This window comes from Sphingobium sp. FG11 (assembly GCF_057809915.1).
Window position 1 is genome coordinate 46,753 of record NZ_JBMDKW010000016.1, and the last position, 26,296, is coordinate 73,048.

The 26,296-nt window shown below is 64.0% G+C and carries 21 protein-coding genes and 1 tRNA gene; 13 read left to right on the plus strand and 9 right to left on the minus strand.

The annotated features are described in order from the left end of the window. The 5 genes from xseA to ACODSN_RS13525 all read left to right on the plus strand — a co-directional run bounded on the left by xseA (position 1) and on the right by ACODSN_RS13525 (position 6,803). Positions 1-1,479 (plus strand): exodeoxyribonuclease VII large subunit, encoded by a 1,479-nt coding sequence (gene xseA / locus ACODSN_RS13505; protein ID WP_489056008.1) that lies wholly within the window; start codon positions 1-3, stop codon positions 1,477-1,479. A 29-nt stretch (positions 1,480-1,508) separates the two neighbouring features. Further along, a complete protein-coding gene (locus tag ACODSN_RS13510; protein WP_489056009.1) occupies positions 1,509-1,721 on the plus strand; it encodes a DUF2093 domain-containing protein in 213 nt (70 codons plus the stop codon). After that, a complete protein-coding gene (locus tag ACODSN_RS13515) occupies positions 1,718-2,605 on the plus strand; it encodes a M23 family metallopeptidase (protein ID WP_489056010.1) in 888 nt (295 codons plus the stop codon). Before ACODSN_RS13510 ends, ACODSN_RS13515 begins: the two co-directional genes overlap by 4 nt. A 387-nt stretch (positions 2,606-2,992) precedes the next feature. Next, positions 2,993-5,698, plus strand: coding sequence for a TonB-dependent receptor plug domain-containing protein (locus ACODSN_RS13520; RefSeq protein WP_489056011.1), 2,706 nt, complete (start codon positions 2,993-2,995; stop codon positions 5,696-5,698). A 70-nt stretch (positions 5,699-5,768) separates the two neighbouring features. Then, entirely contained in the window at positions 5,769-6,803 is a 1,035-nt protein-coding gene (locus ACODSN_RS13525; RefSeq protein WP_489056012.1) for a hypothetical protein, read from the plus strand. Here the strand turns inward: ACODSN_RS13525 and ACODSN_RS13530 are convergent. Both ACODSN_RS13530 and clpB read right to left on the minus strand, forming a co-directional pair. Further along, positions 6,800-7,543, minus strand: coding sequence for a 2OG-Fe(II) oxygenase (locus tag ACODSN_RS13530; protein WP_489056013.1), 744 nt, complete (start codon positions 7,541-7,543; stop codon positions 6,800-6,802). The two genes, ACODSN_RS13525 and ACODSN_RS13530, sit on opposite strands and share 4 nt — an antisense overlap. 79 nt (positions 7,544-7,622) lie before the next feature. Beyond that, the gene (clpB, locus tag ACODSN_RS13535; protein ID WP_489056014.1) at positions 7,623-10,202 is read right to left on the minus strand and encodes an ATP-dependent chaperone ClpB; all 2,580 of its coding nucleotides are present in this window, start codon (positions 10,200-10,202) and stop codon (positions 7,623-7,625) included. Between the two features lie 195 nt (positions 10,203-10,397). On the opposite strand from clpB, the gene ACODSN_RS13540 reads away from it, so the two are divergent. Then, entirely contained in the window at positions 10,398-13,241 is a 2,844-nt protein-coding gene (locus ACODSN_RS13540; RefSeq protein ID WP_489056015.1) for a M16 family metallopeptidase, read from the plus strand. A gap of 51 nt (positions 13,242-13,292) precedes the next feature. On the opposite strand, the gene ACODSN_RS13545 is transcribed toward ACODSN_RS13540, so the two are convergent. After that, positions 13,293-13,841: an outer membrane protein assembly factor BamE gene (locus tag ACODSN_RS13545; protein WP_489056016.1), complete on the minus strand. Its 549-nt coding sequence runs from the start codon at positions 13,839-13,841 to the stop codon at positions 13,293-13,295. Positions 13,842-13,993: 152 nt separating this feature from the next. On the opposite strand from ACODSN_RS13545, the gene ACODSN_RS13550 reads away from it, so the two are divergent. The 3 genes from ACODSN_RS13550 to dinB all read left to right on the plus strand — a co-directional run bounded on the left by ACODSN_RS13550 (position 13,994) and on the right by dinB (position 16,245). After that, positions 13,994-14,521: a ubiquinol-cytochrome C chaperone family protein gene (locus ACODSN_RS13550; RefSeq protein ID WP_489056017.1), complete on the plus strand. Its 528-nt coding sequence runs from the start codon at positions 13,994-13,996 to the stop codon at positions 14,519-14,521. Next, on the plus strand, positions 14,518-15,069 hold the full coding sequence (locus ACODSN_RS13555; protein WP_489056018.1) for a DUF177 domain-containing protein: 552 nt from the start codon (positions 14,518-14,520) through the stop codon (positions 15,067-15,069). The genes ACODSN_RS13550 and ACODSN_RS13555 overlap by 4 nt, the downstream gene beginning before the upstream one ends. 69 nt (positions 15,070-15,138) lie before the next feature. Further along, complete coding sequence (gene dinB / locus ACODSN_RS13560; RefSeq protein ID WP_489056019.1) at positions 15,139-16,245, plus strand: DNA polymerase IV; 1,107 nt, start codon at positions 15,139-15,141, stop codon at positions 16,243-16,245. A gap of 13 nt (positions 16,246-16,258) precedes the next feature. On the opposite strand, the gene ACODSN_RS13565 is transcribed toward dinB, so the two are convergent. After that, entirely contained in the window at positions 16,259-17,059 is an 801-nt protein-coding gene (locus ACODSN_RS13565) for a DUF1134 domain-containing protein (RefSeq protein WP_489056020.1), read from the minus strand. A 233-nt stretch (positions 17,060-17,292) separates the two neighbouring features. Here ACODSN_RS13565 and ACODSN_RS13570 point away from each other — a divergent pair. Continuing rightward, positions 17,293-17,384: transfer RNA gene (locus ACODSN_RS13570), tRNA-Ser, on the plus strand. A 71-nt stretch (positions 17,385-17,455) separates the two neighbouring features. Here the strand turns inward: ACODSN_RS13570 and ACODSN_RS13575 are convergent. Then, positions 17,456-17,851: a putative phage abortive infection protein gene (locus ACODSN_RS13575; protein WP_489056021.1), complete on the minus strand. Its 396-nt coding sequence runs from the start codon at positions 17,849-17,851 to the stop codon at positions 17,456-17,458. 125 nt (positions 17,852-17,976) lie between these two features. Here ACODSN_RS13575 and ACODSN_RS13580 point away from each other — a divergent pair, with 125 nt between their 5' ends. Next, complete coding sequence (locus ACODSN_RS13580) at positions 17,977-18,249, plus strand: hypothetical protein (protein WP_489056022.1); 273 nt, start codon at positions 17,977-17,979, stop codon at positions 18,247-18,249. Here the strand turns inward: ACODSN_RS13580 and mmsB are convergent. Genes mmsB through ACODSN_RS13600 form a run of 4 tightly spaced genes read right to left on the minus strand, consistent with a single transcriptional unit; the run spans position 18,233 to position 22,901 of the window. Continuing rightward, entirely contained in the window at positions 18,233-19,111 is an 879-nt protein-coding gene (gene mmsB, locus ACODSN_RS13585; protein WP_489056023.1) for a 3-hydroxyisobutyrate dehydrogenase, read from the minus strand. The genes ACODSN_RS13580 and mmsB overlap by 17 nt on opposite strands. A gap of 5 nt (positions 19,112-19,116) precedes the next feature. Next, positions 19,117-20,211, minus strand: a complete 1,095-nt coding sequence (locus ACODSN_RS13590; RefSeq protein ID WP_489056024.1) for an enoyl-CoA hydratase/isomerase family protein — start codon at positions 20,209-20,211, stop codon at positions 19,117-19,119. Then, positions 20,208-21,353, minus strand: a complete 1,146-nt coding sequence (locus ACODSN_RS13595) for an acyl-CoA dehydrogenase family protein (protein WP_489056025.1) — start codon at positions 21,351-21,353, stop codon at positions 20,208-20,210. Before ACODSN_RS13595 ends, ACODSN_RS13590 begins: the two co-directional genes overlap by 4 nt. A gap of 48 nt (positions 21,354-21,401) precedes the next feature. Continuing rightward, on the minus strand, positions 21,402-22,901 hold the full coding sequence (locus ACODSN_RS13600; protein WP_489056026.1) for a CoA-acylating methylmalonate-semialdehyde dehydrogenase: 1,500 nt from the start codon (positions 22,899-22,901) through the stop codon (positions 21,402-21,404). A 116-nt stretch (positions 22,902-23,017) separates the two neighbouring features. Here ACODSN_RS13600 and ACODSN_RS13605 point away from each other — a divergent pair, with 116 nt between their 5' ends. Next, entirely contained in the window at positions 23,018-23,905 is an 888-nt protein-coding gene (locus tag ACODSN_RS13605; protein ID WP_489056027.1) for a LysR family transcriptional regulator, read from the plus strand. Positions 23,906-24,490: 585 nt separating this feature from the next. Then, positions 24,491-26,266 (plus strand): DNA helicase RecQ, encoded by a 1,776-nt coding sequence (gene recQ, locus ACODSN_RS13610; RefSeq protein WP_489056028.1) that lies wholly within the window; start codon positions 24,491-24,493, stop codon positions 26,264-26,266. Positions 26,267-26,296: the final 30 nt, after the last annotated feature.

Genomic DNA, 26,296 nt, shown 5'->3' on the forward strand with positions numbered 1-26,296 from the left:
ATGTCCCCGGAATATGAAGCTGGTTTTGACGTGTCGGGCCGCCTGTTAGCGGAGGAAAGGCCCGGCGACAACGCGCCGCCGTTGAGCGTCAGCGAATTGTCGGCCTCGCTCAAGCGCGCGGTGGAAGACCGTTTCGGTCATGTTCGCCTGCGCGGCGAGATTTCGGGCTTCAAGCGCGCGGCCTCTGGCCATCTCTATCTCTGCCTCAAGGACGACAATGCCGTGATCGACGGCGTGATGTGGAAGGGCGGGGCCGGGCGTCTCGCCTTTGCCGCGCAGGACGGGGTGGAGGTGATCGCGACCGGCAAGCTCACCACCTATCCCGGCCGGTCCAAATATCAGATCGTGATCGAACGGATGGAGCTGGCGGGCGAAGGCGCGCTGATGGCGCTGCTGGAAAAACTGAAAGCGAAACTTGCCGCCGAAGGGCTGTTCGATGGCGATCGCAAGCGACCTCTGCCGTTTCTGCCGCGCACCATCGGCGTCGTCACGTCGCCGACCGGCGCGGTGATCCGCGACATTCTCCATCGCCTCGCCGATCGCTGCCCGACCAATGTGCTGGTCTGGCCGGTACTGGTGCAGGGGCAGGGCGCGGCCGAACAAGTCGCCCGCGCCGTGCGGGGCTTTAGCGCCATGGACGGCGGCGGCACGCTGCCCCGGCCCGATCTCGTCATCGTCGCGCGCGGTGGCGGGTCGATCGAGGATTTGTGGAGCTTCAACGAGGAAATCGTCGTCCGCGCCGTGGCCGAATGTTCGATCCCGATCATCTCCGCCGTGGGCCATGAGACTGATACGACTCTGTGCGACCATGCCGCCGACATGCGCGCGCCGACGCCCACCGCCGCCGCCGAAATGGCAGTGCCGGTGCGGGCGGACCTGCTGGCGGGCCTCACCGATCTGGGGCTGCGCGCCGGTCGCGCCGCGCGGCGTGGCGTAATGCAGGCCCGCGACCGGCTCGACATGCAGGTGCGCCTCATGCCGACGCCCGACACGCTGCTTGCGGGCCAGCGCCAGCGGCTCGACCAGCTGTCCGACGCGCTCGCCAGCGGCCTGCGCCATCGTGCCGCCGATGCGCGGGCTAGGCTGGCCCATGTCGGCGGGGCGTTGCGCCCTCCGCTGCTCGGCCGCCAGCTCGATCGGGCACGCGAGAGGCTCGACCGCCTTCGCCTGCATCCCGACTATCTGGCGCGGGTCCATCGCGACCGGGCCACGGCGTTCGATCGCCTGTCCCGGCTGTTCACATCGCTCGATCCCGACAGGCCGCTGGCGCTGGGCTTCGCGCGGGTCATGGCGGAGGGCCATGTCGTGGGGTCCGCCGCCAAGGCGCGGGCGGCGGGTGCGGTGACGCTGTGGTTCAGGGACGGGCCGGTTAACGCGCAGGTCGGCGACGGCATGGCCGAAGCACCATCCACCCCGCGCGCGGCAGAGCGCAAGCCGCGCGAGGTGGGAAAAGCGGGTCAGCCGGACCTTTTTTCCTGATCCGCCGTCAGTTGGAAGGATAGTCTGTCATGCTCATGTCTCAACGCGACCGCCCTGCGCGTCTCCACTATATGGCTTACAGCTTTCGCGTGCTTCAGCCGGGCGACCATGTGCTGTGCGCCGTCACCGGAGCGCGGATCGCGCTGGAGGATCTGCGCTACTGGAGCATCAAGCGGCAGGAACCCTATGCCAGCGCAGAAGCGTCCGTAGCCGCCGAACTGAACCGTCCGCAGGCGGGATGAAGGGCGTGCGCAGCGCGCTGATCGCCATCCCGCTCATGTTGACCAGCGCCGCAACGGCCGCCCCGGTCCCGCCCGCCCCGGTAGCCGCATCTGCCGACTTCGCCCTTACCGGCGTACTGACGCAGGGCGGCGTCGCGCTGGGCAAGGCGCCGCCCGGCACGGTGGAACTGCGGCTGGACGGGCAGCCTGTAGCCTTCGATGCCGATGGACGGTTTCTGGTCGCCTTCGATCGCGACGCGAAGCCTAACGCCCGGCTTTCCGCGCGGCTGGCGAACGGCCAGATGAAGGAACGCGCGCTGACGGTCACACCCCGCGACTGGCGAATCGAGCGCATCGATGCGCCGATGCGACCGACGAAGAATAGCGAGGCGTTCATGGCGTTGCGCCTGCCCGAACTGGCGCGAATCGCGGAAGCGCGCGCCATCCACGCCGAAAGCAAAGGCTGGCGGCAGCGCTTCATCTGGCCGCGCCGGGGGCGGATATCGGGCCTGTTCGGCGCGCAACGCATATATCAGGGCACGCCGGGCGCTTATCATGGCGGCGTGGACATAACCGGCGCCGTAGGGGAAATGGTGGTCGCGCCGGCCGATGGCGTGGTGATCCTGGCGGCGGACAGGCCCTTCACTCTGGAAGGCAATCTGCTGATGATCGATCATGGCCATGGCCTCAACAGCGCCTTCCTGCATCTGTCGCGGATCGACGTGAAGCTGGGCGACCATGTGGCGCAGGGTCAACGCATCGGCGCGGTGGGTGCGACTGGCCGCGCGACCGGGCCGCATCTCCATTGGGCGATGAAATGGAACGACGCGCGCCTCGATCCCATGCTTTTGGCCGGGACGATGGGGCCGGAGCCATGCGCCGGAAAGACGCCTTGCGCGCAATGAAAGCGCGCTGTTGAGCAATTGCTCAACAGATTGCTGCCGTCATCGTTCCTTTCCCCGCAACAAACTTATCTTGTCCCGCTTTGAACCGCTTGCGCTTGGCTGTTGTAAATTTGTTACAACGGAAATCAAATGTGAATCCGCCCGAGCGCGGCGCTTTACAGTCGTAAAACCGCCGCGCAGACTGGATCGCAGTACGGATGAAAGGGGCGTTGTCGGGCGCTCTACCCTTTCATCGGTCAATGTTATGATCGGGGGAAACCCCGTTGTTACTCCAGAGCAAGGGACTGGATAATGAATAGACTTTCGAAGAACGCGCTTCTGCGCGGTTGCGCAACTATGTCTGCACTGGCTTTTACCGGGGCAGGCATATTTGTTTCAGCGTCCGCTATGGCGCAGGCCGAGCCGCAGGCGGCAACGCCTGCTGATGATGGCGCCACCATCATTGTCACAGGCTCGCGAATCCAGCGGCCCGATCTGGCCGCGTCCAGTCCCGTGGCTGTCGTCACGGCGCAGGAAATCAAGCAGACCAACGCCGTTACCGTCGAACAGATTCTGCAAAGCAATCCGCAATTCGCGGCCGGGTTCGGGCAGAGTGCGAACAATCCCGGCGACGGCGCGGCGACGGTCAATCTGCGCGGGCTGGAAGAGGTGCGCACGCTCGTCCTGATCGACGGCAAACGCGCCCCGTCCTATGACACCAGCGGCGCGGTCGATGTCAATTCCATTCCTGCCGCGCTCATCAAACGGGTCGATGTCCTGACAGGTGGCGCTTCGGCGGTGTACGGTTCGGATGCGATCGCAGGCGTGGTCAATTTCATCCTCGACGACCGGTTCAAGGGTATTGTCGCCGACGCCAGTTCGCAGGTGACGACGCGCGGCGATGGCGCGATCTATAATCTCAGCCTGACAGGCGGCTTCGAAACCGCCGACGGTCGTGGCAACCTGGTAGTGTCTGGCGGTTATTCTAAGCGCGAAGGTGTATTTTATGGCGCGCGTCCGCGCCTTGCCAATTCGATCGACAGCGATGATCTCGTCAGTTCGGGCGGTTCGAGCAACACCTTTCCGACGGCGTTTGACGTGCCGGGCGGCGGGCGGCAGCAGGTGCAGCCCGACGGCAGCCTGAGCAGCAATGTTGGCTTGTATAATTTCAATCCCGTCAACTATGCCCAGTCGCCGTTCGAGCGCTGGAACTTTATGGCGCTGGGCCGATATGAGCTGGCGGACGGCATAGAGTTTTATGGTCGCGCCAATTATTCGGACGTGAAGGTCGATCTGCAACTTGCACCGACGGCTACGGCGGGTTTCCTGTTCAACATCGATCCCAACAATCCTTATCTGTCACCTGCGCAGCGATCGGCGTTTTTCGATACTGCAGCCAATTCGGGATTGCAGATCAACGACGGATCCGGCGTCGGAAGCGATCCGACCGCGCGTGCGGGCACGTCCGTCATCGGCATTCGTCGCCGCATGATCGAAACCGGCGGGCGCCTGGAAAATTTCCGGACGAAGAACATGCAGTTCGTTGGTGGCTTCCGGGGTGATCTCGGATCGCTGCGGTGGGACGTCTTCGCCCAATATGGCCAGTCAAAGAAAAGCTCGATCCTGCGCAACGACCTTTCCTATACAGCCCTTCAGCAGGCACTCGACGTCGTGGCTGGTCCCAATGGACCGGCTTGTTTCGACCCCTCGAATGGATGCGTACCGCTTAACGTTTTCGGCTATAACAGCATCACGCCTGCCGCTCTTGCCTTCCTCACCAGCCCGCTGGCGGACAAGCCGGCTGCTTTCTCTATAGGTGTCGAATATCGTAAGGAAAAGGGCAGAACGAGCGTCGATCCGCTCTACGCCTCGGGCGATCTCATCTATTATGGTCAGGGTCAAAATATCAGCGGCGACTATGACGTCAAAGAAATCTATGGCGAACTTAAGGTTCCGTTGATCACCGACCGTCCCTTCTTCGAATCGTTGAATCTCGAAATTGGCGGACGCTATTCCGATTATTCGACTGTCGGCAGCGTGTGGACTTACAAAGCTGGCGGCGACTGGTCGCCAACCAATGGTGTCCGGCTACGCGGTATTTATCAGCGGGCCGTGCGCGCGCCGAACCTCTATGAGCTTTACTCGCCGGTAGTGGCGGGCACCGGCGGCCTGGGTACCGATCCTTGTTCAGGCACCGTCAGCGATGCGGTTAAGGCGGTCTGTATCGCACAGGGTGCGCCGTCATCGGCTTTCCCCGGCGGAGGCAACACCAGCATCATTCCGCAGCCGATCTCGGGTCAGATCAACATCTTCACCGGGGGTAATCCGAACCTGAGCGAAGAAAAATCGGACACCTGGACGCTGGGCGTCGTACTCAGTCCTCCGCAACTGTCGGGATTCACGGCGTCGGTTGATTATTTCAATATCAAGATCGCCAACGCGATCAGCGACACGCCGCCCTTCCTGACCATCGCGTCCTGCTTTAACAATCCCAGCGCATCCAGTTCGGTGTGCCAGAGCATCGTGCGCAATACCGTGGACGGCTCGCTGAGTGGCCCGACCAATGTCGGCGTTCCATCGACCTTGGGTAATGTCGGCGCGATCAAGACTGATGGTTTCGACTTCTCGCTGGGATATCGCGGCGGCGTGACTGAGGGTTTCCATTATTCCCTTAATTTCTCTGGCACTTGGACTCGGAACTACAAATTCAAGGCAGATCCGACGGCTAATGCCGAGCAGTGCGCGGGCTATTTCGGCCCGGTGTGCGATTATGAGCCGATGCCCAAATGGAAGCATGTCGCCGAAGTCATGCTGGCATGGAAAGAATTCAGCCTGATGACCCGCTGGCGCTATCTGGGGGGGATCAAAGCGGACGCATCGCTTTCCAGCATCCTGGTCCAGAAGATCCCGGCGTTCAGCTATTTCGACAGCACGCTGAGCTACGACATAGCCGAAAAATATACGCTTCGGCTGGGCGTGCTCAACATGTTCGACAAGAAACCGCCGGTCGTCGGCGACACCACTGGCGCTACGGCCGGTGGGGGTAGCACGTTCCCCAACACCTATGACGTGCTGGGACGCTCCGTGTTCGCCAGCGTGACGGCCCGGTTCTGACATGACTGACGGGTGGGGAGGCGGTACACCGCTTCCCCACCCGTTTTTTCGCGTCTACGGCTAGGCTGCTATGAGCCGCGACGTCGATGCCCTTCTATCCGACCCCCATCTGCTTCCGCACGCGCTGGACATGGATCGCCATGCGATCCTGTTTCTCTCCAGTGATCCCGACCGGGTAGCGTCTGCCTCCTTCATCGACGGTCGCACCGATTTCAGCAACGCGCCGCCCATCCTGATCCCGTGGACGGACATCGTGCGCCATGTGTCGCAGCAGCCTTCATCGCTCTGCCGCTTCATCTTCCATGTCGGATTTTGCGGCTCCACCTTTCTCTCGCGGCTGCTCGACGCGCCGGGCCGGGTCCGCGTGCTGCGCGAACCCAATATCCTGGCCGACATCGCCCGACATCAGGCGTCGCTCGATATGAAGGGCCAGATCGATCCCGATTTCGCTTCGCTCTGCCACGCCATCTGCACGATGTTGCACCGCCCCTGGACTTCGGGCGAAACCGTGGTCGTCAAACCCTCCAACTGGGCCAATAATCTGCTGCCCGGCCTGGCGGGCGAAGTCGGATCGACGCGCGCGACATACCTCACCCCCTCACGCGCGGCGTTCGTACGGTCGATCTTCCGCGGCGGCCACGACCGGCTCGCGTTCGCGGCGCGTGCGGCGGTGCATCTGTCCAGTCGCCACCGATCCGATGCGGAGCTGGTCGCTGCGGCGCTGGCGCGGAACGGGGATGATCTCGATCGGCTGGCCGGTCTGGCGGTCGCACTGCACGCGATTCAGGCGGGAATGTTCCTCAACGCCACCGGCAGCCCCGAACCGGAGAGAGCGAACCTGTTGCATCACGACATGATCGCCGCCCGGCCCCATGTCGCCGCCAAAAGCGCTCAACGGGCGTTGGGGATCGATATTCCGGACGATCAGCTTGACGCAAACCTGATCCGCTGGTCGGGTCATCATGCCAAAGCACCCGACACCCCATATTCCTCAGCCGCCGAGCAACACCATATTTTGGAGACAGAGGCGGCTCATGGCGACTATATCGCCCGCGCGCTCGATTGGGCGACCGAGACGATCGGGGAAGATCCTTTCGCCCGCTAATCGGGCGGTGGCTCCGCGCGCAGCCACCCTGTGAGGGACAGTCTCTCCATCGGCGCATAAGGGGCGATATAGCTTACGCTGTGCGGCTGACGCACCGCAAACAGGCTAAGACTGTTGAAGCGGGGCGTCACGACATCGATGACGCCGCCATCGGGGTCGTTGAACAGGAGCAATCCCCCCCATTCGGCCTGCCAGCCGGGTGTCATGCCCAGCACATAGGCGAGTTGGCGGTTCTTGCCCGCCACAGCGTCATCATGGCGGGTCAGGAAATCGCCTTTTCGGTAGCGGGTGGCCTGCGCATCGGCAAAAGCGATCGACGCCGCCCCGGTAATGGTGCGCAGAAGTGCGAGCGTGGCCGGGGCGCTCATAAGTTGCGCAAAAACGTCGATCGGCGAGGCTGAAGCGAGACGCGCCGCCCGGCCATCGGGCACGCGGATAGTGTCGAACTGAAACTGGAAACCATGCCCTGCCTTGGCGAACATCGCATCTTCGATCCGCTGCCGCTCCGCTACAGGCAAGGCGTCATACTGATCCGCCGGAATCTCGAAGATTTGCGAATCCCCATTGATGACATGACGCCAGTCTGTCCGTCCGCAAAGATGGGTGCGCAGTGCTTCAGCGGCGTCCGGCATCAGAAAATCCGCAATTTGAAGCCGCCCATTATCAGCGAACTGGCGCGCCAGGCTGACTGCGTCGAGTTTCGGGTTAAGCGAGATCGCGTTCGGTCCAGCCAACGTCATATATCCCCTTTAGCGCATCGAGGCCCGATCGGACATAAGGCGGAGCGGCGCGCCTTGTATTGCATGCCGCTCCGGCCTCTCAGCCGACTTCCAACGCCAGCGCGCCGTCGCCATCCTCCACTCGCACGGTCGAACCATCCGGAACCTCCCCGCGCAGGATCAGGTCAGCGAGCGGGTCCTGCAGATAACGCTGCACCGCGCGCTTTAATGGCCGCGCGCCATAGACCGGATCATAGCCGACCCGCCCCAGCCACGCGCGCGCGCCGTCGGTCAGGTCCAGCACCACCTTACGATCCCTGAGCAGCTTCTGCACGCGGCCGACCTGAATATCGACGATCGGCGCCATATGCTCCGCGCCCAGCCGGTGGAACAGAATGATCTCGTCCAGCCGGTTGAGGAATTCGGGCCGGAAATGCCCGCGAACGATCTCCATCACCTGCGGCTCGACATCCTCGACCTTCTGTCCGTCAGCAAGGCCGGTCAGATACTGGCTGCCAAGGTTCGACGTCAGAACGATGATCGTGTTGGTGAAATCGACCGTGCGCCCTTGCCCGTCCGTCAACCGGCCATCGTCCAGCACCTGGAGCAATATGTTGAACACATCGCCATGCGCCTTCTCCACCTCGTCGAACAGCACCACCTGATAGGGGCGGCGGCGCACGGCCTCGGTCAGCACCCCGCCTTCCTCATAGCCGACATAGCCGGGCGGTGCGCCGATCAGCCGGGCGACGCTGTGCTTTTCCATGAACTCGCTCATGTCGATGCGCACCATCGCGCTGTCGTCGTCGAATAGGAAACCGGCCAGCGCCTTGGTCAATTCCGTCTTGCCGACCCCGGTCGGGCCAAGGAACAGGAAGCTGCCGAGCGGCCGATTGGGGTCCTGCAACCCCGCGCGGCTGCGACGCACGGCCTTCGCCACGGCCTTCACCGCATCAGCCTGCCCGATGACGCGCTTGCCCAGTTCCGCTTCCATCGCGAGCAGCTTTTCGCGCTCGCCCGTCATCATTCGCTCGACCGGAATGCCGGTCCAGCGCGCGACGATGCCGGCGATATCCTCAGCTGTCACTTCCTCGCGCAGCATTGCGCCTTCACCCGCTTCCTCGACCTCGGCCAGCTTGCGTTCGAGCGCCGGGATCGTCCCATAGGACAGCTCGCCCGCCCGCCCGAGATCGCCCGCCCGCTGCGCCTGTTCCAGCTCCAGCCGCGCGGCATCGAGTTGTTCCTTGATCTTCGCCTCACCGGCAATCTTGTCCTTTTCCGCCTGCCAGCGCCGGGTAAGCCCCGCAGATTGCTCCTCCAGATTGGCGAGGTCGGCTTCCAGCGCCACCAGCCGGTCGACGCTCGCTTTGTCGGTCTCCTTTTTCAGCGCCTCGCGCTCGATCTTGAGCTGGATGATCCGCCGGTCGAGCGTCTCGATCTCCTCGGGCTTGCTCTCCACCTCCATGCGCAGGCGCGACGCGGCCTCGTCCATCAGGTCGATCGCCTTGTCGGGCAGGAAGCGGTCCGTGATGTAGCGGTTGGACAGCGTCGCCGCGCTCACGATCGCCCCGTCGGTGATCCGCACGCCATGATGCAGCTCATATTTTTCCTTGAGGCCCCGCAGGATGGAGATGGTGTCCTCGACCGTCGGTTCGCCCACGAACACCGGCTGGAACCGACGCTGGAGCGCGGGGTCCTTTTCGACATATTTGCGATATTCATCGAGCGTCGTCGCGCCGATGCAGTGGAGTTCGCCGCGCGCCAGGGCGGGCTTGAGCAGATTGCCCGCATCCATCGCGCCCTCGGATTTGCCCGCGCCGATCAGCGTGTGCATCTCGTCGATGAACAGGACGATCTGCCCCTCGGCGGCTTTCACCTCGTCCAGCACGCCTTTCAGCCGCTCCTCGAACTCGCCGCGATATTTGGCGCCCGCGATCAGCGACCCCATGTCGAGCGCCATCAGCGCGCGATCCTTGAGCGTGTCGGGCACGTCGCCATTGGCGATACGCAGCGCCAGCCCCTCGGCGATGGCTGTCTTGCCCACGCCGGGGTCGCCAATCAGGACCGGATTGTTCTTGGTGCGCCGCGCGAGGATCTGGATGGTGCGGCGGATTTCCTCGTCGCGACCGATCACAGGATCGAGCTTGCCCGCCTTCGCCGCTTCGGTCAGGTCGCGGGCGAATTTCTTCAGCGCATCATACCGATCCTCGGCACCGGCGGTGTCAGCCGTCCGTCCGCCGCGCAAGGCATTGATCGCGCCGTTCAGCGCTTCCGCCTTCACACCTGCGGCACTGAGTGCTTTGCCAGCCGCTGTGGTGGTCGCAAGGGCAAGCGCCAGCAGCAGCCGCTCGACGGTCACGAAGCTGTCGCCTGCTTTCTGTGCGACCTGTTCCGCGCTGTCGAGCACGCGCACCGCGTCATTATCGAGACCCGGCGTCTGCTGCGCGCCCGAACCGGAGACGGCAGGCACCTTCGCCAGCGCCGCGTCGGTTTCGCGCAGCGCCGTGGCGGCGTCCCCCCCGGCCGCCTTGATGAGACCCGACGCCATGCCCTGCTCATCTTCCAGCAGCGCTTTCAGCAGATGTTCGGGGCTGATCCGCTGATGGTTCATGCGGATCGCGACGGTCTGGGCGGATTGCAGAAAGCCCTTGGCGCGGTCGGTGAATTTTTCGATGTTCATGACAGCCTCTTGATCGACAGGATCGCGATATGGTGTTGCATAAAAAGCACACAAGGGCCGACGGCATATTTTTGTCGCGCGTGGCCCCTCATGCCGCCGTTCAGTCCGCCTTAATCCTCCTTGCCTCGCTATAGCGCTCCGTTATGTTTCACGCCGAAGCGGCCTCGCCCGTCAAGACCCGTCCCAAGAGGTTCCATGCACCATTCCCCCCAGTCGCGCCGCCTGATCGCATCGCTCGCCCTGTCCGCGTCCCTGCTGGCGCCGGTCGCCTATGCGCGCGGCGCGCCCCCAGTGCAGAATGCCCCGGCCCCGATTGCCTCGCTCGCCTCGACCATCGACATCCCCTATCAGCAATTCACCCTCGCCAATGGCCTGCGGGTCATCGTCCATACCGATCGCAAGGCGCCGGTCGTCGGCGTCACCGTCTATTACCGCGTCGGATCGAAAAACGAGCCGAAGGGCAAGACCGGCTTTGCCCATCTGTTTGAACATCTGATGTTCGGCGGATCGGAAAATGTGCCGAGTTTCGATGAGCCGCTGTCGGCCGCCGGTTCGACGCCGACCAACGGTTCGACCTGGTATGACCGCACCAACTATGTCGAAACGGTGCCGGTCGGCGCGCTCGATCTGGCGCTGTTCATGGAGGCGGATCGCATGGGGCGGCTGCTCGGGGCCGTCACCCAGGCCAAGCTCGACGCCCAGCGCGGCGTGGTCCAGAATGAAAAGCGGCAGAATGACAATCAGCCGTTCGGCCTCGTCGGTTATGCGCAGAGCGAGGCGCTATTCCCCGCCGGGCATCCTTATGGCCATGACACGATCGGGTCGATGGCCGATCTCGACGCCGCCAGCCTTGCCGACGTGCATGGCTGGTTCAAGGATCATTATGGTCCCAACAACGCCGTGCTGGCGCTGGCTGGGGACATAGATCTCGCAACGGCGCGGGCGAAGGTCGAAAAATATTTCGGGTCGATAGCAGCGGGTAGGAAGGTCGAGCCGGTCGCCGCGCCCGTGCCGAGCCTGCCTGCCCGCGTCGATCAGGAGATGAAGGATCGGGTCGCGACGACCCGCCTTTATCGCGACTGGATCGTGCCGGGCATGGGCGATCCGGCCAATGCGCCGCTGGCTGTGGCCGCCGATGTGCTGGGGGGCCTCGCCAGTTCGCGCCTCGACAATATCCTCGTGCGACAGGAGCAACTGGCGGTTGCGGTCAGCGCCAGCGTCCAGACCTTCGAACAGATCGCCCAGTTTGAAGTCACGGTGGATGTAAAGCCCGGCACCGATCCGGCGCTGGTGTCGAAACGGCTCGATGCGATCATCGCCGACTTCATCGCCAAGGGGCCGACCGCCGACGAGGTGAGCCGCGTCGCCACCCGGCAGATATCGGGGCAGATTGCCGGTCTCGAAATCGTCGGCGGCTTTTCGGGCAAGGCGTCTACGCTGGCCGAAGGCGCGCTCTATCAAAATGATCCGGCTTTCTACAAGAAGGAGCTGGCCGCGCTCGCGGCGGTCACACCCGCCAGCGCCACGGCGGCGATGGGTAAATGGCTGACCCGCCCGGTCTATGCGCTGCGGGTCGATCCGGGGCCGCGCGCCGACTATGCCGAGGCGCAGGGACCGGCCAGGGATGCATCGGCGCAAGAGGTCGCCGCTTCACTGCCCAAGCCCCGCCAGCCGCTGCCCGCCGTCACAGCGTCCCCGGCGCTCGATTACCCCGCGGTCGAAACCGCGAGCCTCTCGAACGGCATCAAGGTCCATTTCGCCCGGCGAACGGCGGTGCCGATGCTGCTGGTCAGCCTGAGTTTCGACAGCGGCATCGCCGCCGATCCGCGTGACCGGCTGGGCGTCGGTCAGTTCACCCTGTCGATGCTCGACGAAGGAACGACCAGCCGCAACGCGATCCAGATCGCCGAGGAACAGGAGCGGCTTGGCGCGAGCATCAGCGCGGGTGCGACGATGGACCGATCGGTCGTGACGCTGCGCGCGCTGACCGCCAACCTCTCGCCCTCGCTCGATCTGCTGGCCGACATCGTCAAGAATCCGGCGTTCGAGCCGAAGGAAGTGGAACGCGTCCGCGCGATCCAGCTGGCGCAGATCGCGCAGGAAAAGACGCAGCCATCAGGCCTCGCCAGCCGGGCGATTTTCCCGATGCTCTATGGTCCCAGCCACCCCTATGGCGTGCCGGCTCGGGGCCTTGGCGACAGTGCGGCGGTTGCGGCGCTGACGCCCGCCGATCTCGGGGCGTACAAGAATAAGTGGCTACGGCCCGACAATGTCGAGATTTTCGTCGTCGGCGATTCGACCATGGCGCAGATCAAGCCGCTGCTGGAGGCCCGCTTCGCCGCGTGGCGCTCCACCCGCGACATGAAGGGCGTGAAGGATTTTTCCGCGCCCATCCCCGCGCCCCGGCCCGGCATCACCCTGATCGACCGGCCGCAATCGCCGCAGTCGGTGCTGCTCGGCGGTTTCGTGACGGGTCTGAAGGGCGGCGACGATATCGTTGCCTTCAACGCGGCCAATGCCGTGCTGGGCGACGATTTTCTCTCGCGCATAAACACCGATATCCGCGAGGTGAAGGCCTGGTCCTATGGCGCGGGTTCCTATCTCGCCGAGCGGGCGGAGCGTAGCGCCTATCTGATTTCCGCGCCGGTGCAGGCCGACAAGACCGGCCCCGCCATCACCGCGATCCAGCAGGACATCACCGACTTTCTCGGGCCAAAGGGCGTGACTCCTGCCGAATTTACCCGCGTGGTGAAGGGCAATATCGCCAGCTTGCCCGGCCAGTTCGAAACATCCGCCGCGATTCTGGGCGAAATGCGGCAGGATGCGCTGTTCGGCAGGCCGTTCGACTATGTGACGAGCCTCGCGCGGCGCTATCAGGCGCTGACGCCCGCCGCGCTGGATCAGGCCGCCCGCGCCGTCATCGATCCGGCGAAGATCCATTGGATCGTGGTGGGCGACAAGACGCAGGTCCTGCCGCAGCTTCAGGCGATCAAACTACCCCTGACCGTGATCGAGGGCGATAAAGCGCCCACGCCATAAGCAACATATGTCCGGCGATGGCGACCATGAGCGCCTCGCCGGACGGATGCATCAGCTTCCGTTCGGGCCACCCGAGCCAGGGCCGGCGCCGCCACCGCCACCGCCCATGCCGCCCGCACCCACCGCGCCGATATTGCCGAATATCTCGTCGAACAGGCTGCGATGGCGGCCGAGGGTCGGCGTCTTTTCGCCCGAAGGCGAGATATGCGCCACCTGTTCCAGCCCCATGCGATCGACCGCGACGACATTGCCGGCGGGATCGAAGCGGACATGCAAGATGGTCTGCGCGGACGGCTTGGGATTGGAGAAGGCAAGCGCGCGCATGTCGCGCGACACATAATACCAGTCGGCATCACCAAACTGCGCCGCGAAAGTCGGACGGCCCAGCGTCCCTTCCACCGATGCGCGATTATCGATGCCCGGCTGGACCGAATCGACCAGCAGCTTGTCGACCTGATAACCCTGATGCGTGCGCACCCGTGCGCAGCCCGACGTGCCGATGAGGATTGCGCCCAGACCCGCCGCCAGCAGCAGGCGGCCGCTACGGCCAAGATTGCCGCGCGATAAGCCGCCGGAGAATGGGCGATTGAGCTGACGCATGATATTCTCCCGCGGGGGACAGCCCCGGAACCCAAGAAACAACGAAAGCCGCCATTGCATTGGGCGACGCCCCGATCAATATGGAAATGCAGTGGTCCCGGCAAGGGGCGGCTGGCTTTCACCCCCATGCAGTCCTGAAAACAGTGCGAACTATGTCCAGATCAGCCCCCAATTTCCTGCAACGCCTGTTCGGGCGTGCCGATCCCAGGGGTATGATGACCCCGCTCTATCACGCTATCGTCGCCGAGGGACGCCAGCCGCACTGGTATCGCGACGGCGGCGTGCCGGATTCGCTCGACGGCCGGTTCGACATGATCGTCGCGATTCTGTCGCTGGTCCTCATCCGCCTGGAAGAAAAGGACGCGGCGCAGGAAAGCGTGTGGCTGACCGAATTGTTCGTCGACGATATGGATGGTCAGTTGCGGCAGGAAGGCATTGGCGATGTCGTGGTCGGCAAGCATATCGGCCGCATGATGAGCGCGCTTGGCGGTCGGCTGTCGGCCTATCGCGCGGGGCTTGGCGGCGATGGCGATCTGGCGGAGGCGCTGCGGCGCAACCTGTACCGCGGCGAACATCCCGCGCCCGATGCTCTGGCGCATGTGGAAGGGGCGCTGCGTGCGCGCTGGGCGCGGCTTGGCGAAGTGGCGCGCGAAGCGCTGCTGGCAGGCGATCTGGGATGAGCGCCCCCCATCTGCCCAAAACCCTCGCGCCCGAATTTTCGCGGCCCGTGCGCATCGACCAGTTGGGTCGTCTCGCGCCCGTCAATCATATCAGCGCCGACGAAAGCGAGCGGACCGCCCTGGCCCGGCGCTTCGGCCTGCTGGCGCTGGATCGGCTCGATGCGGATTATGGGCTGGGCGAGGAAAATGGCGGCATTGTCGCGCGTGGCCGGGTTCGGGCCGCGCTCTCTCAGCCCTGCGTCGCCACCGGCGTCCCGGTGGCGGAAGAGATCGACACCGACTTCACCCTGCGTTTCGTCCGCGACGATGCGCAGCCGGGCGAAGGCGAGGAACTGGAGATCGACGCCGAAGATTGCGACACGATCGATTATGACGGGCAGGTGATCGACATAGGCGAAGCGGTCGCCGAAACGGTCGCGCTGGCCATGACGCCTTATCCCCGCTCGCCCAACGCCGACGCGCTGCTGAAAGCGGCAGGTGTGGTTGGGGAGGAGCAGGCCGGGCCTTTTGCCACTCTGCTGGCGCTTAAGGATCAGCTCGGGAAATAAAGCGGCGGCGGATCACGCAAGGCCGACATTTGTTTCCCTTTCGTTCCCGTCATGGCATAAGCATGTCGCATGGACGACTCGTCGCCCCTCACGGTTGCTGGCCCACTGCGCAAGATCATCCATGTCGATATGGACGCCTTTTTCGCGTCGGTGGAACAGCGTGATAATCCGGAGTTACGGGGCAAGCCGGTCGCCGTCGGCGGCAGCGGCCCGCGCGGGGTGGTGGCGGCGGCGAGCTATGAGGCGCGGGTATTCGGGGTTCGCTCGGCCATGCCGGGCGCTCGCGCCCGGCGGCTATGCCCGGACCTGATCTTCGCGCCGCCGCGCTTCGAAGTCTATCGCGCGGTGTCGGCGCAGGTACGGGCGATTTTCGAACGCTTCACCGATATCATCCAGCCGCTGTCGCTCGATGAGGCCTATCTCGATGTGACGGAGAATAAGTTAGGGATCGCGTCAGCCACCGCCATCGCGGAGCAGATTCGGCAGATGATCCGCGAGGAAACAGGACTGACAGCCTCTGCGGGCGTTTCCTACAACAAGCTGCTCGCCAAGCTGGCGTCCGATCAGAACAAGCCCGATGGCCTGTGTGTGGTGCGCCCCGGCGCTGGCGCTGCGTTCATTGCCGCCATGCCGGTGCGGCGCATCCACGGAGTAGGGCCAGTGACCGCGCGGCGAATGCAGGCGCTGAAGATCGAGACCGGCGCGGATCTGCGCGCGCACGATCTGACCTTTCTCGAACGCCATTTCGGCAGCGCCGCCCACTTCTACTTTTCCGCTGCACGGGGAGAGGATGGCCGCCCGGTGCGCGATCGGCAGGAGCGCAAGTCGGTCAGCGTCGAGGACACGTTTTTCGATGACCTTGTGTCGCGTGACGCCCTGATCGGCGAGATCGACCGGATCACGCAAAGCCTGTGGAGCCGGATCGAGAAAAACGGCTGTTATGGCCGGACGGTGGTGCTCAAGATCAAATTCGCCGATTTCCGCATCATCACCCGCTCCAGAAGCTTTGCGACGCCGGTGCGTTCACCCGCTATGCTCGGCGAGACCGCGCGCGCGCTGCTGCTGGCGCAATGGCCGCTGCGCACCGGCGCGCGTCTATTGGGTCTTGGCATTCATAATCTGGAGCCGGGCGACGAGGCGATCCGCCCCGTCGAACAACTCGCCTTATCGCTCTGACCCGCCCGATCGATCAGAAGGGCAGCCAGTTCCGCTTCTCGGTGAATTTCATATAGCCCGCATTGACGCCCAGCCGATAGCCGACGCCAAGGCGGATCGGGATCAGCACCACGCTGCCCCACCGCAGATAGCTGGCGGTAAAGCCGCCGACGAGATAGGCGGTGCCTTCTGCGGCAGGAAAACGATGAAACAGATCCTGCGTGTCGTAGAGGTTATAGACCAGTACGAACGTATTGGAGGCATTGCCGCCGACATCAAAACCGATCGACGGGCCGGTCCAGTAAACCTCCCTTTTGCCTTCGACCTTGTGATTGAGCGTGCCCGAACCATAGCGCAGGCCGACGACGAACGCGCCTGACGCCTCTCGTCCCGCAATATAGGCGTTCGGACGTCCCTGATCCTTGAGGATCTTCTCGATCATCCCCGCAAGGCCGGCTGCACCCTTGCCGAACACGCCTTCGGCCGCGCCGATTAGATCATCCTGTTGATAGGAGTCAGCCGGTACGGGCGCTGCTGGCGGCGAACCCGCCGTGACGGGCGCTCCGGTCGCCGTCGCCCCCGATGTCACGCCACTGTCGGATTGCGCTTCATAGACGCTGCTGTCGGCTTTGACCGCAGTGTCGGCCGCCGGGGCAGCAGGCGCACTGCGCGCCGGGGGCACAGGCGCAAGATCGGAATCGATCGCGCTGTTCGGATCGACCGTCCGTACCTGCGCGTTGGCGGGCACCGGCGCGAGCGCGAGGCTCGCAAGCGTTGCCATCACCGCTCTGCCACGCACATAGCGGGCGGTCGCTCGCCTCAATGTTCCGATCATCCCGTCACTCCCCGCAAATCCGCTCATATATCAGGGCGACAGTTATCGGGTAGCAAGCTGAAACGACAATGAACGAACGGCGACACGAGTCTATTACGCGCCGGATGGAGACCGCACCATCAAGCAATCGCGCATAAAATCGTGCCAACGGACCGTTGCCATGTGCGAAGAGCGTCGCTATAGCCCGGATCGCCTAGCCGCTGGCCCGTCCTCGACGGGTATTCAGGCCATGTGGAGACGTGGGTGAGTGGCTGAAACCAACGGTTTGCTAAACCGTCGTAGGGATAACTCCTTACCGAGGGTTCGAATCCCTCCGTCTCCGCCATTTTTCTATTTAACACATTGATTTTCTTAAGAAAAATCTACGGCCGTCTTTCCCGGCCAACATAGCGGCCATCATAAAGATGCGTCATCATCCCCTTGGCCTTCGCCATCAAGGAGCGCGGGCGGGCCGTCACCGTGGGCTATTCTGTCTTGGTTCGTGATCCCGAAAGCCTCTGGTTCAAACTGGACATCTAACTCGAACAGGGTCCGATCAGATGGGTTCATGTTATGAAGTAGAGCGTAACGCTCGATAAGCGGCTTGAACTTTTCATGCCCCGGCCCGAACGCGCAATTGAGCGCGACTAAGACCAATTCCGAATCAGACATTTGAGCGCGCAGCAACCGTATATACTGATATGCTGGATCATCCTTCGTCATCGGCTCGGAACTCGCGGTCTGCCCAAACTGCCGATCAGCATAGGATATAATATGGTAGGTGAAGCGGTATAGGTTCGATAGACCGGACACACCGCTAATTGCTTTGGAATAGCGGGATGGTAGCGGGGTTGCTCCTTATCTGCTTTACGCAGGAGCATAACAATCCAATCGAGCGCGTTTTGCCTTAACCGCTCAAAGCCCTCGGTTCCTTTGTCGTGGTCGGGTCGGGCATGAACTGGGGCGCGGCGATCGACCAGCCCAACGCCTATACCGCCGACATCGCCAATGGCGCGACTCTGCTGACCATCCCGTTTGGCCACACCATCGATGCGGTGACGATGTGCCTGGGCGAATTTACGAGCGTGAGCGCCCTGCTGGCCAACCGCCGCACCAGTTTCACCCTGATCCCCGATGCCGATACCCTGCGCTATAGTAGCGCATGCAAGATTCTTATGACGGCCTCGCGGTCGATCATCCCAGCATCTTGATGATCGCTGAAAAATCGCGGCCGCCTTGCCCGGAGCTGGCGAACGCCTGGTAGAGAGCTTGCGCCGCGTTGCCCATCGGCACGGCGGCGTCGACGGATTGCGCCGCCTGGGTCGCGAGCTTCAGATCCTTGAGCATCAGCGCGACGGCAAAGCCGCCCTGATAATCATTGTCGGCCGGGGTGGCGGGGCCGACGCCCGGCAGCGGGCAATAGCTGGTCATCGACCAGCTCTGGCCTGACGAAACGCTGGAAATGTCATAAAATGTCTGCGGATCGAGGCCCAGTTTTTTGGCCATGGCGAAGGCTTCGCAGGTCGCGACCATCGTCGCGCCCAACAGCATGTTGTTGCAGATTTTCGCGGCCTGTCCGGTGCCCGCGCCGCCGGCGTGGATCACCGCCTTGCCCATCGCCGACAGGATCGGCTTTGCGCGTTCGAACGCGGTATCGCTGCCGCCCACCATGAAGGTGAGAGTGCCGCCCGCCGCCGCCGCGATGCCGCCCGATACCGGCGCGTCGACCATGTCGAACCCCTGGCCGGCAGCGGCGTCATGGACGCGGCGCGCCGTGGCGACGTCGATGGTCGAACAATCGAGCAACAGCGCGCCTTTGGCCGCAGCGGCAAAGACATCGTCCGTATAAACGGCCTCGACATGCTTGCCCGCCGGTAGCATCGTGACCACGGCATCGGCCCCGCCGACCGCATCCGCCGCGCTGGTGGCGCGCGTACAGCCAGCGGCCTCCGCCTTGGCCAGTGCGTCCTCCGACAGGTCGAAAGCCCGCACCGCATAGCCGTTCCTGACGAGATTGGCGGCCATGCCGCCGCCCATATTGCCCAATCCGATGATGGCGATCGTAGCGCTCATTGCAATCACTCTCCTAATGCGGGCAGCGGGGTCCATTCCTGTTCGGGCGGCAGGGGCGCGAACAGCGACTGGACCAGTTCGTCGGTCACGTCCTCCGCCGTCGCCGGCGTCCATCGCGGCGCATTGTCCTTGTCGAAAATGACGGCGCGCACGCCTTCGACAAAATCGGGCCGGCGGATGACATGATGGGCGATGCGATATTCGTTGCGCATATTGTCGGCGAAATCGGTGAAGGCCGCGCCCTCGACCAGCTGCCGCAGCGCGACCTTTACCGTCTGCGGCGATTTCGTGCCGAGCAGCGCGCGCTGTTTTTGCGCCCATTCCGAATGGTCCGCCGCGAGCGCGGATAAAATGTCCTCATAGCGATCGGAGGCGAACAGCCGGTCGATCGCGTCGCGCTGCGCATCCAGCCTGGCCGGGGGCGGGACGCTGTGCGCGGCGTCGAGGATCGCGGCCAGACGGGCAGGGTCGGCGATGATCCGCGCCTTCACATCCTCCAGCCGCCCGCTTTCGATATAGTGCGACGCCATCCCGATCGACAGCGAATCCGCCCCGTCGATCCGCGCGCCGGTCGTAGCCAGCCATGCGCCGACCCGGCCGGGCAGGCGCGGCAGGAACCAGCCGCCGCCCACATCGGGAAACAGGCCGATGCCGGTTTCGGGCATGGCGAACACCGTCCGCTCGGTCGCGACGCGATAACGCGAAGGCGCGGCGATGCCGACGCCGCCGCCCATGGTGATGCCGTCCATGAACGTGACGACCGCCTTGGGATAGACGAACAACAGATGGTTCATCCGATATTCGTGGAAGAAGAACCGCTCCGCCTCGGCACAGTCGGCACGGGCGCTGTTGGCGATCATCGCAATGTCGCCGCCCGCGCAAAAACCGCGCGACAGCTTAGGATCGCCATCCGGCGCGGGGGCATGGTCGATCATCACGGCGTTAACGGCGTCGTCGCCGCGCCATATCAAAAGCGCCCGCGTGATGATCTCCACCATGGCGGGGGTCAGCGCGTGGATCGCCTTGGGCCGGTTCAGCCGGATACGGCCGACGCCGCCTTCTATGGACGTCAGGACCAGTGGAGCCTCGATCTCGCTCATCCCCGCACCAGCTCGCGGCCGATGATCATGCGCATTACCTGATTGGTGCCCTCCAGGATCGAATGGACGCGCAGGTCGCGCCAGAAGCGTTCGATCGGATAGTCCATCAAATAGCCGTAGCCGCCATGCAGTTGCAGCGCCCGGTCGACCACCGACGATCCGGTGTCGGTGGCGAACCGCTTGGCCATGGCGGCGAAGCGGGTCTTGTCGGGCGCGTTGTCCGTGACCTTGACGGCGGCGGTATAGAGCAAGGTCCGCGCCGCCTGAAGCTCGGTTTCCATGTCGGCCAGCGTGAACTGCGTATTCTGGAAATCGGCGATGGCCTGACCGAACTGCCGGCGCTCCTTCGTATAGCCGATCGCCTCGTCGAGACAGCGTTGCGCGCCCCCCAGCGAGCAGGCGCCGATGTTGAGCCGGCCGCCGTCCAGACCCATCATCGCGATCCGGAACCCTTCGCCCTCGTCGCCGATGCGATTGGCCACCGGCACGCGGACGCCGTCGAAATTCACCTGCGCGGTCGGCTGGGCATGCCAGCCAAGCTTGCGTTCGTTCGCGCCGAAGCTGACACCCGCCATATCCTTTTCGATCACCAGGCAGGAGATCCCTTTCGGGCCATCCTCGCCGGTGCGGACCATCACGACATAGATGTCATTTTCGCCGCCGCCCGAAATGAACTGCTTCGATCCGGTCACGACATAATGATCGCCGTCCCGCACCGCGCGGGTTTTCAGCGCCGCCGCGTCGGAACCAGATCCCGCTTCGGTCAGGCAATAGCTGCCGAACCTCTCCATCGTGACCATGGAGGGCAGATATTTGTCCTTCACCGCCTGCGCACCGAAGCAATCGATCATCCAGGCGGCCATATTATGGATCGAAATGAAGGCGCTGGTCGCCGGGCAGCCATAGGCCATGGCCTCCATGATGAGCGCGGATTCCAGCCGGCCAAGGCCGATGCCGCCCGATTCCGGCGACACATAGATGGAGCCGAAACCAAGCTCCGCCGCGGCCCGGATCGTCTCGCGCGGGAAAATATGCTTCTCATCCCACTCGGCCGCATGGGGCGTGATGGCGTCTGCGGTGAATCGTCGCGCGAGGTCCTGAATCTCGCGCTGGTCGTCATTGAGGTCGAATTGGCCGTTCATGAGTCGCCTTTGTCCATCCTGCTGTGTCGCCTAATGAGCACTATCCTATCACCCCATGGTCGGGATGACGAAGGCGTTCCCGCCGTCCGCGCTGCCATCGGGCCAGCGCTGGGTCACGGTCTTGACCTTGGTCCAGAATTTGACGCCTTCCATGCCATGCTGGTTGGTGTCGCCAAAGGCCGACCGCTTCCAGCCGCCGAATGTATGATAGGCGACCGGCACCGGGATCGGCACGTTGATGCCGACCATACCCACATCGACGCGCGCGGCGAATTCGCGCGCGGCATGGCCGTTGCGCGTGAAGATCGCGACGCCATTGCCATATTGATGCTGGCTGGGCAGGGCGAGCGCCTCCTCGAAACTGTCAGCGCGGACGATTTGCAGGACGGGACCGAAGATTTCCTCCTTATACGCATCCATCGTCGGTTTGACGTGATCGAACAGGGTGGGGCCAACGAAGAAGCCCTGCTCATGCCCCTGAAGCGTGAAACCGCGTCCGTCGATCACCAGCTCCGCGCCTTCCTCGACGCCCTTGCCGATCCATGCCTCCACCTTCGCCTTGTGCGCGGCGGTCACTACCGGGCCATAATGCGCTTCCGTGTCGGTCGATATGCCGACCCGCAGCGCATGGATCGCGGGGATCAGCTTTTCGCGCAGCGCGATCGCGGTCTTTTCGCCGACCGGGACCACCACCGGCAGCGCCATGCAGCGCTCGCCCGCCGACCCGAAGGCCGCGCCGGACAGATCGTTCACCACCTGATCGAGATCGGCGTCGGGCAGGACGATCCCGTGATTCTTGGCCCCGCCCATCGCCTGTACCCGCTTGCCCGCATCGACGCCGCGCTTGTAGACATAATGGGCGATGTCGGACGATCCGACGAAGCTGACCGCCTTGATATCGGGATGGTCGAGGATCGCGTCGACCATGTCCTTGTCGCCCTGCACGACCTGCAGGATGCCATCGGGCAGGCCCGCTTCGCTGAACAGTTCGGCAAGGCGCACCGGCACCGAAGGATCGCGCTCCGATGGCTTGAGGATGAAGGCGTTGCCGGTGGCAATCGCCACGCCCGACATCCACAGCGGGATCATGCCGGGGAAGTTGAACGGCGTAATGCCCGCGCCGATGCCGAGCGGCTGGCGGAACGAATAGACGTCGATGCCGGGACCGGCGCCCTGCGTATATTCACCTTTGAGCACATGCGGGATGCCGCAGCAAAATTCGATGACTTCCAGGCCGCGCTGGATATCGCCCTTCGCGTCGGCGATAACCTTGCCATGTTCGGACGAGAGCAGATGGGCGAGTTCGTCCATATGCCTTTCGACCAGCGCCTTGAAATTGAACATCACCCGCGCGCGGCGCTGCGGATTGGTGGCTGCCCAGGCAGGCTGCGCCTTTTTCGCGGCGGTGACGGCGAGATCGAGCAGCGCCGCATCGCCCAGCGCTACCCGCGCCTGAACCCCGCCATTATTGGGGTCGAACACGTCGCTGTAGCGGCTTGCGGCCGTCGCCGTGACGCCGGTGGCGAGCCTGTGACCAATGTCGCGCATGGATGGGCATCCTCTTTCTCAAACAGTCTTTGCGCTTATGTGGTACATTGTGATTGTGCAGGCAATTGGACAAAAATGCAGACCTGTGCTGCAAATTTGCAGTGGGAAGGACGGATATGTTCGACTGGGATGACCTTCGCACGTTCCTTGCGGTGGCAAGGGCGGGGAGGATTGCGCCCGCCGCCCGGACGCTGGGCATCGACGCGACGACCATCGGCCGGCGTCTTACGCGGCTCAGCCAGTCGCTGGATACGACCCTGTTCGAGATCGCCGGCGGCGAGCGGCGGCTGACCGAGCGGGGTCAAAGCCTGCTCCATCACGCCGAAGCCATTGAAAGCGCGGCGCTCGCGGCCATGGACGATGGCGGCGGCAGCCCCGGCGGCCCGACCGGGCAGGTTCGCCTTTCGGTGGCGGAAGGGTTCGGAACCTGGGTGCTGGCCCCGGCGGTCGCGGAGTTCAGCGTGCGGTATCCCGGCATTCAGCTCGATCTGATTACAGCCTCCGGCTTCCTCAACCCCTCGAAGCGGGAGGCGGACATGGCCGTCATGCTGGCGCGGCCCCAGCGCGGACGGCTGGTGGTCAAGCGGCTCGGCAATTATCGGCTGCGGCTCTATGCGGCGAAGGCCTATCTCGACCGCGCCGGTCGCCCGCGCCATCCCGCCGACCTGCGAGATCATATGCTCGTCGGTTATGTGCCGGAGCTTATTTTCTCGCCGGAACTCGATTATCTGGGCGAAGTTGAAGCGGGCCTGAAAGCGCACCTGCGCAGCACCAGCATCAATGTGCAGCACCGCATGCTGAGCGAGGGCGCGGGCATCGGCGTCTTGCCCGACTTCATCGGGATCAACGACCCCAGGCTCGTGCCGCTGATGCAGGACGAGGTCGCGATCACGCGCAGCTTCTGGCTCGTCACCCACGTCGATCTGCGCGCGCTCGCACGGATCGAGGCGCTGGCCGACTGGCTCGCGGTGAAGGTGGCGTCTCTGGGATATGGCAGGGACTAGCGCCTTGGAGCTCGTGCGGCCTTCCGAAATGCGCCCACATCAGCGATGCCTGAATCGCCTCCACATGCGATGCATAGGTGGGCGTTTCGCTATAGAGGGTCCCGGCCGTCCGGTTGAGCGAACGCAGCAGACGGGCGGAAATGGACATTATTCTACTCTTAGAATTTTCTTGTCATGCTTCCGTCGGCGTGACCGCGCCGCCTTTATATCCGTCTTGCGCGCCGCTATGACGACGGGCGATGGTCGAGTCAAAGGCGTTCAAACGGGTTATATCGTCGATCCGCATCATGCTCCGTAGGCCGCGCCTGTTAGGCTGCATGTATATGATATGCCTGGTTACTGTTTAGGCCAAGCCGCGGCTCCTCCTGTTCTGAAGGATGGTTGCAGCGTTGGACGATCAGCCTCCCGTCAGAACGGGACCCGCTTGGTGAAGCCGCCCTAATATCCGCCGCCGTCTCAAAACTCTCAGCGGTCTCACCCTATGAATATATCTGCAAAATCCGGACTTCAAAGCCAGAATGATTCATCTAATTGTCGACACCGAACTGGTTTCTATCTGCTTCGAAAATGCTCTAAAGGCCCCTGATGCGCCCTGACATTCCCACGTTGCTGCACGATATTTTCGGCTTCACCGCGTTTCGCGGGGTGCAGGAACAGGTGGTGGACCGGGTCATGGCGGGTCGGCCGACGCTTGCGATCATGCCGACCGGCGCGGGCAAATCGCTGTGCTATCAGCTGCCCTCGGTCGCATTTGATGGCTGCTGCGTGGTGGTGTCGCCGCTGATCGCGCTGATGCACGACCAGTTGCGCGCGGCCAATGCGGTCGGCATCCGCGCCGCCAGCCTGACCAGCGTCGACGCCGACTGGCGCGAGACGCAGGACCGGCTGCGCAACGGCGATCTCGACCTGCTCTATGTCGCGCCGGAGCGGGCGAGCGGCGAGGGGTTCCGCCAATTGCTGCGCGCCGCGAAGATCGCTCTGTTCGCGATCGACGAAGCCCATTGCGTGTCCGAATGGGGCCATGATTTCCGCCCGGACTATCGCCTGCTGCGCCCGCTGCTCGACGAATTTCCCGATGTCCCCCGACTCGCGCTGACCGCGACCGCCGACGCGCACACGCGCGAGGATATTCTCGTCCAGCTCGGCATCCCGCGCGACGGCCTCATCATCTCGGGCTTCGACCGGCCCAATATCCGCTATGCCGTCCATCCGCGCGACGGACTGACCGCGCAGCTGACCGATCTGCTCGCGGCCAATCCCGGTCCGGGCATCGTCTATGCCCCGACCCGCGCCGCGACCGAAAAGCTGGCCGAGACGCTGGGCCGCCATGGCCGCGCGGTGCGCGCCTATCATGCCGGGCTGGACCCCAAGGTGCGCGCGGCCAATCAGGCCGCCTTCATCGCCAGTGAGGATATGGTGATGGCGGCGACGGTCGCGTTCGGCATGGGGATCGACAAGCCCGACGTGCGCTTCGTCGCCCATGCCGGCCTGCCCAAATCGATCGAGGGCTATTATCAGGAATCGGGCCGCGCCGGGCGAGATGGCGAACCGGCGGTCGCGCATCTGTTCTGGGGCGCGGAGGATTTCGCCCGCGCTAGGATGCGAATCGCCGAACTCGACCCTGCCCGCCAGCAGGGGGAGCGGGCGCGCATCGCGGCGCTGGGCGCTTTGGTCGAGACCGCCACCTGCCGCCGCGCGATCCTGTTGCGTCATTTCGGCGAAAGCCCGCCGCCTGCGTGCGGCAATTGCGACAATTGCCTCAGCCCGCCCGCCAGCATCGACGCGACGGAGACCGCGCGCAAATATCTGTCCGCCGTCTACCGCACCGGCCAGAGTTTCGGCGCGGGCCATATCGAAACGGTGCTGAGCGGCGGCGTGACCGACAGGATTCGCGAGCGTGGCCATGACAAGATCTCCGTCCACGGCATCGTTGCTGGCGAGGAAACGGCGCTGCTGCGGCCGGTGTCGCGCGCGCTGCTGGTGCGCGACGCGCTGGAAACGACCGAGCATGGCGGGCTGATGCTCGGTCCCAATGCCCGCCCGATCCTGCGCGGGGAGGAGGAGGTGCGCATTCTCGTGCCGCCCAAGCGCGAACGGCGCAGCAAGCGCAACGCCCGCAATGGCGCGGAGGCCAATCCGGTCGGCGATCCGCTGTTCGACGCCCTGCGCGCCTGCCGTCGCGAACTGGCGCAGGAGGCGGGCGTGCCGCCCTATGTGATCTTCCACGATTCGACGCTGCGCGAAATGGCGGAGCAGCGGCCGTCCAGCATCCGTGAACTCGGCACGGTCAGCGGCGTCGGGCAAAAGAAGCTCGATGCGTGGGGCGACGCCTTTCTGGCGGCGATCCGGCCTTTTCTGTGACTTGAATTGGCGGTCGTGCTGGCGCAATGC

Coding starts and splice junctions, on each gene's coding strand:
- ACODSN_RS13545 (WP_489056016.1), bottom strand. CDS start 13,841: ATGCGTCAGCTCAATCGCCCATTCTCCGGCGGCTTATCGCGCGGCAAT.
- ACODSN_RS13605 (WP_489056027.1), top strand. CDS start 23,018: ATGTTCGACTGGGATGACCTTCGCACGTTCCTTGCGGTGGCAAGGGCG.
- ACODSN_RS13520 (WP_489056011.1), top strand. CDS start 2,993: ATGGCGCAGGCCGAGCCGCAGGCGGCAACGCCTGCTGATGATGGCGCC.
- ACODSN_RS13565 (WP_489056020.1), bottom strand. CDS start 17,059: ATGATCGGAACATTGAGGCGAGCGACCGCCCGCTATGTGCGTGGCAGA.
- mmsB (WP_489056023.1), bottom strand. CDS start 19,111: ATGAGCGCTACGATCGCCATCATCGGATTGGGCAATATGGGCGGCGGC.
- ACODSN_RS13595 (WP_489056025.1), bottom strand. CDS start 21,353: ATGAACGGCCAATTCGACCTCAATGACGACCAGCGCGAGATTCAGGAC.
- xseA (WP_489056008.1), top strand. CDS start 1: ATGTCCCCGGAATATGAAGCTGGTTTTGACGTGTCGGGCCGCCTGTTA.
- ACODSN_RS13510 (WP_489056009.1), top strand. CDS start 1,509: ATGCTCATGTCTCAACGCGACCGCCCTGCGCGTCTCCACTATATGGCT.
- dinB (WP_489056019.1), top strand. CDS start 15,139: ATGGACGACTCGTCGCCCCTCACGGTTGCTGGCCCACTGCGCAAGATC.
- ACODSN_RS13515 (WP_489056010.1), top strand. CDS start 1,718: ATGAAGGGCGTGCGCAGCGCGCTGATCGCCATCCCGCTCATGTTGACC.
- ACODSN_RS13525 (WP_489056012.1), top strand. CDS start 5,769: ATGAGCCGCGACGTCGATGCCCTTCTATCCGACCCCCATCTGCTTCCG.
- ACODSN_RS13550 (WP_489056017.1), top strand. CDS start 13,994: ATGTCCAGATCAGCCCCCAATTTCCTGCAACGCCTGTTCGGGCGTGCC.
- recQ (WP_489056028.1), top strand. CDS start 24,491: ATGCGCCCTGACATTCCCACGTTGCTGCACGATATTTTCGGCTTCACC.
- ACODSN_RS13530 (WP_489056013.1), bottom strand. CDS start 7,543: ATGACGTTGGCTGGACCGAACGCGATCTCGCTTAACCCGAAACTCGAC.
- ACODSN_RS13590 (WP_489056024.1), bottom strand. CDS start 20,211: ATGAGCGAGATCGAGGCTCCACTGGTCCTGACGTCCATAGAAGGCGGC.
- clpB (WP_489056014.1), bottom strand. CDS start 10,202: ATGAACATCGAAAAATTCACCGACCGCGCCAAGGGCTTTCTGCAATCC.
- ACODSN_RS13540 (WP_489056015.1), top strand. CDS start 10,398: ATGCACCATTCCCCCCAGTCGCGCCGCCTGATCGCATCGCTCGCCCTG.
- ACODSN_RS13600 (WP_489056026.1), bottom strand. CDS start 22,901: ATGCGCGACATTGGTCACAGGCTCGCCACCGGCGTCACGGCGACGGCC.
- ACODSN_RS13555 (WP_489056018.1), top strand. CDS start 14,518: ATGAGCGCCCCCCATCTGCCCAAAACCCTCGCGCCCGAATTTTCGCGG.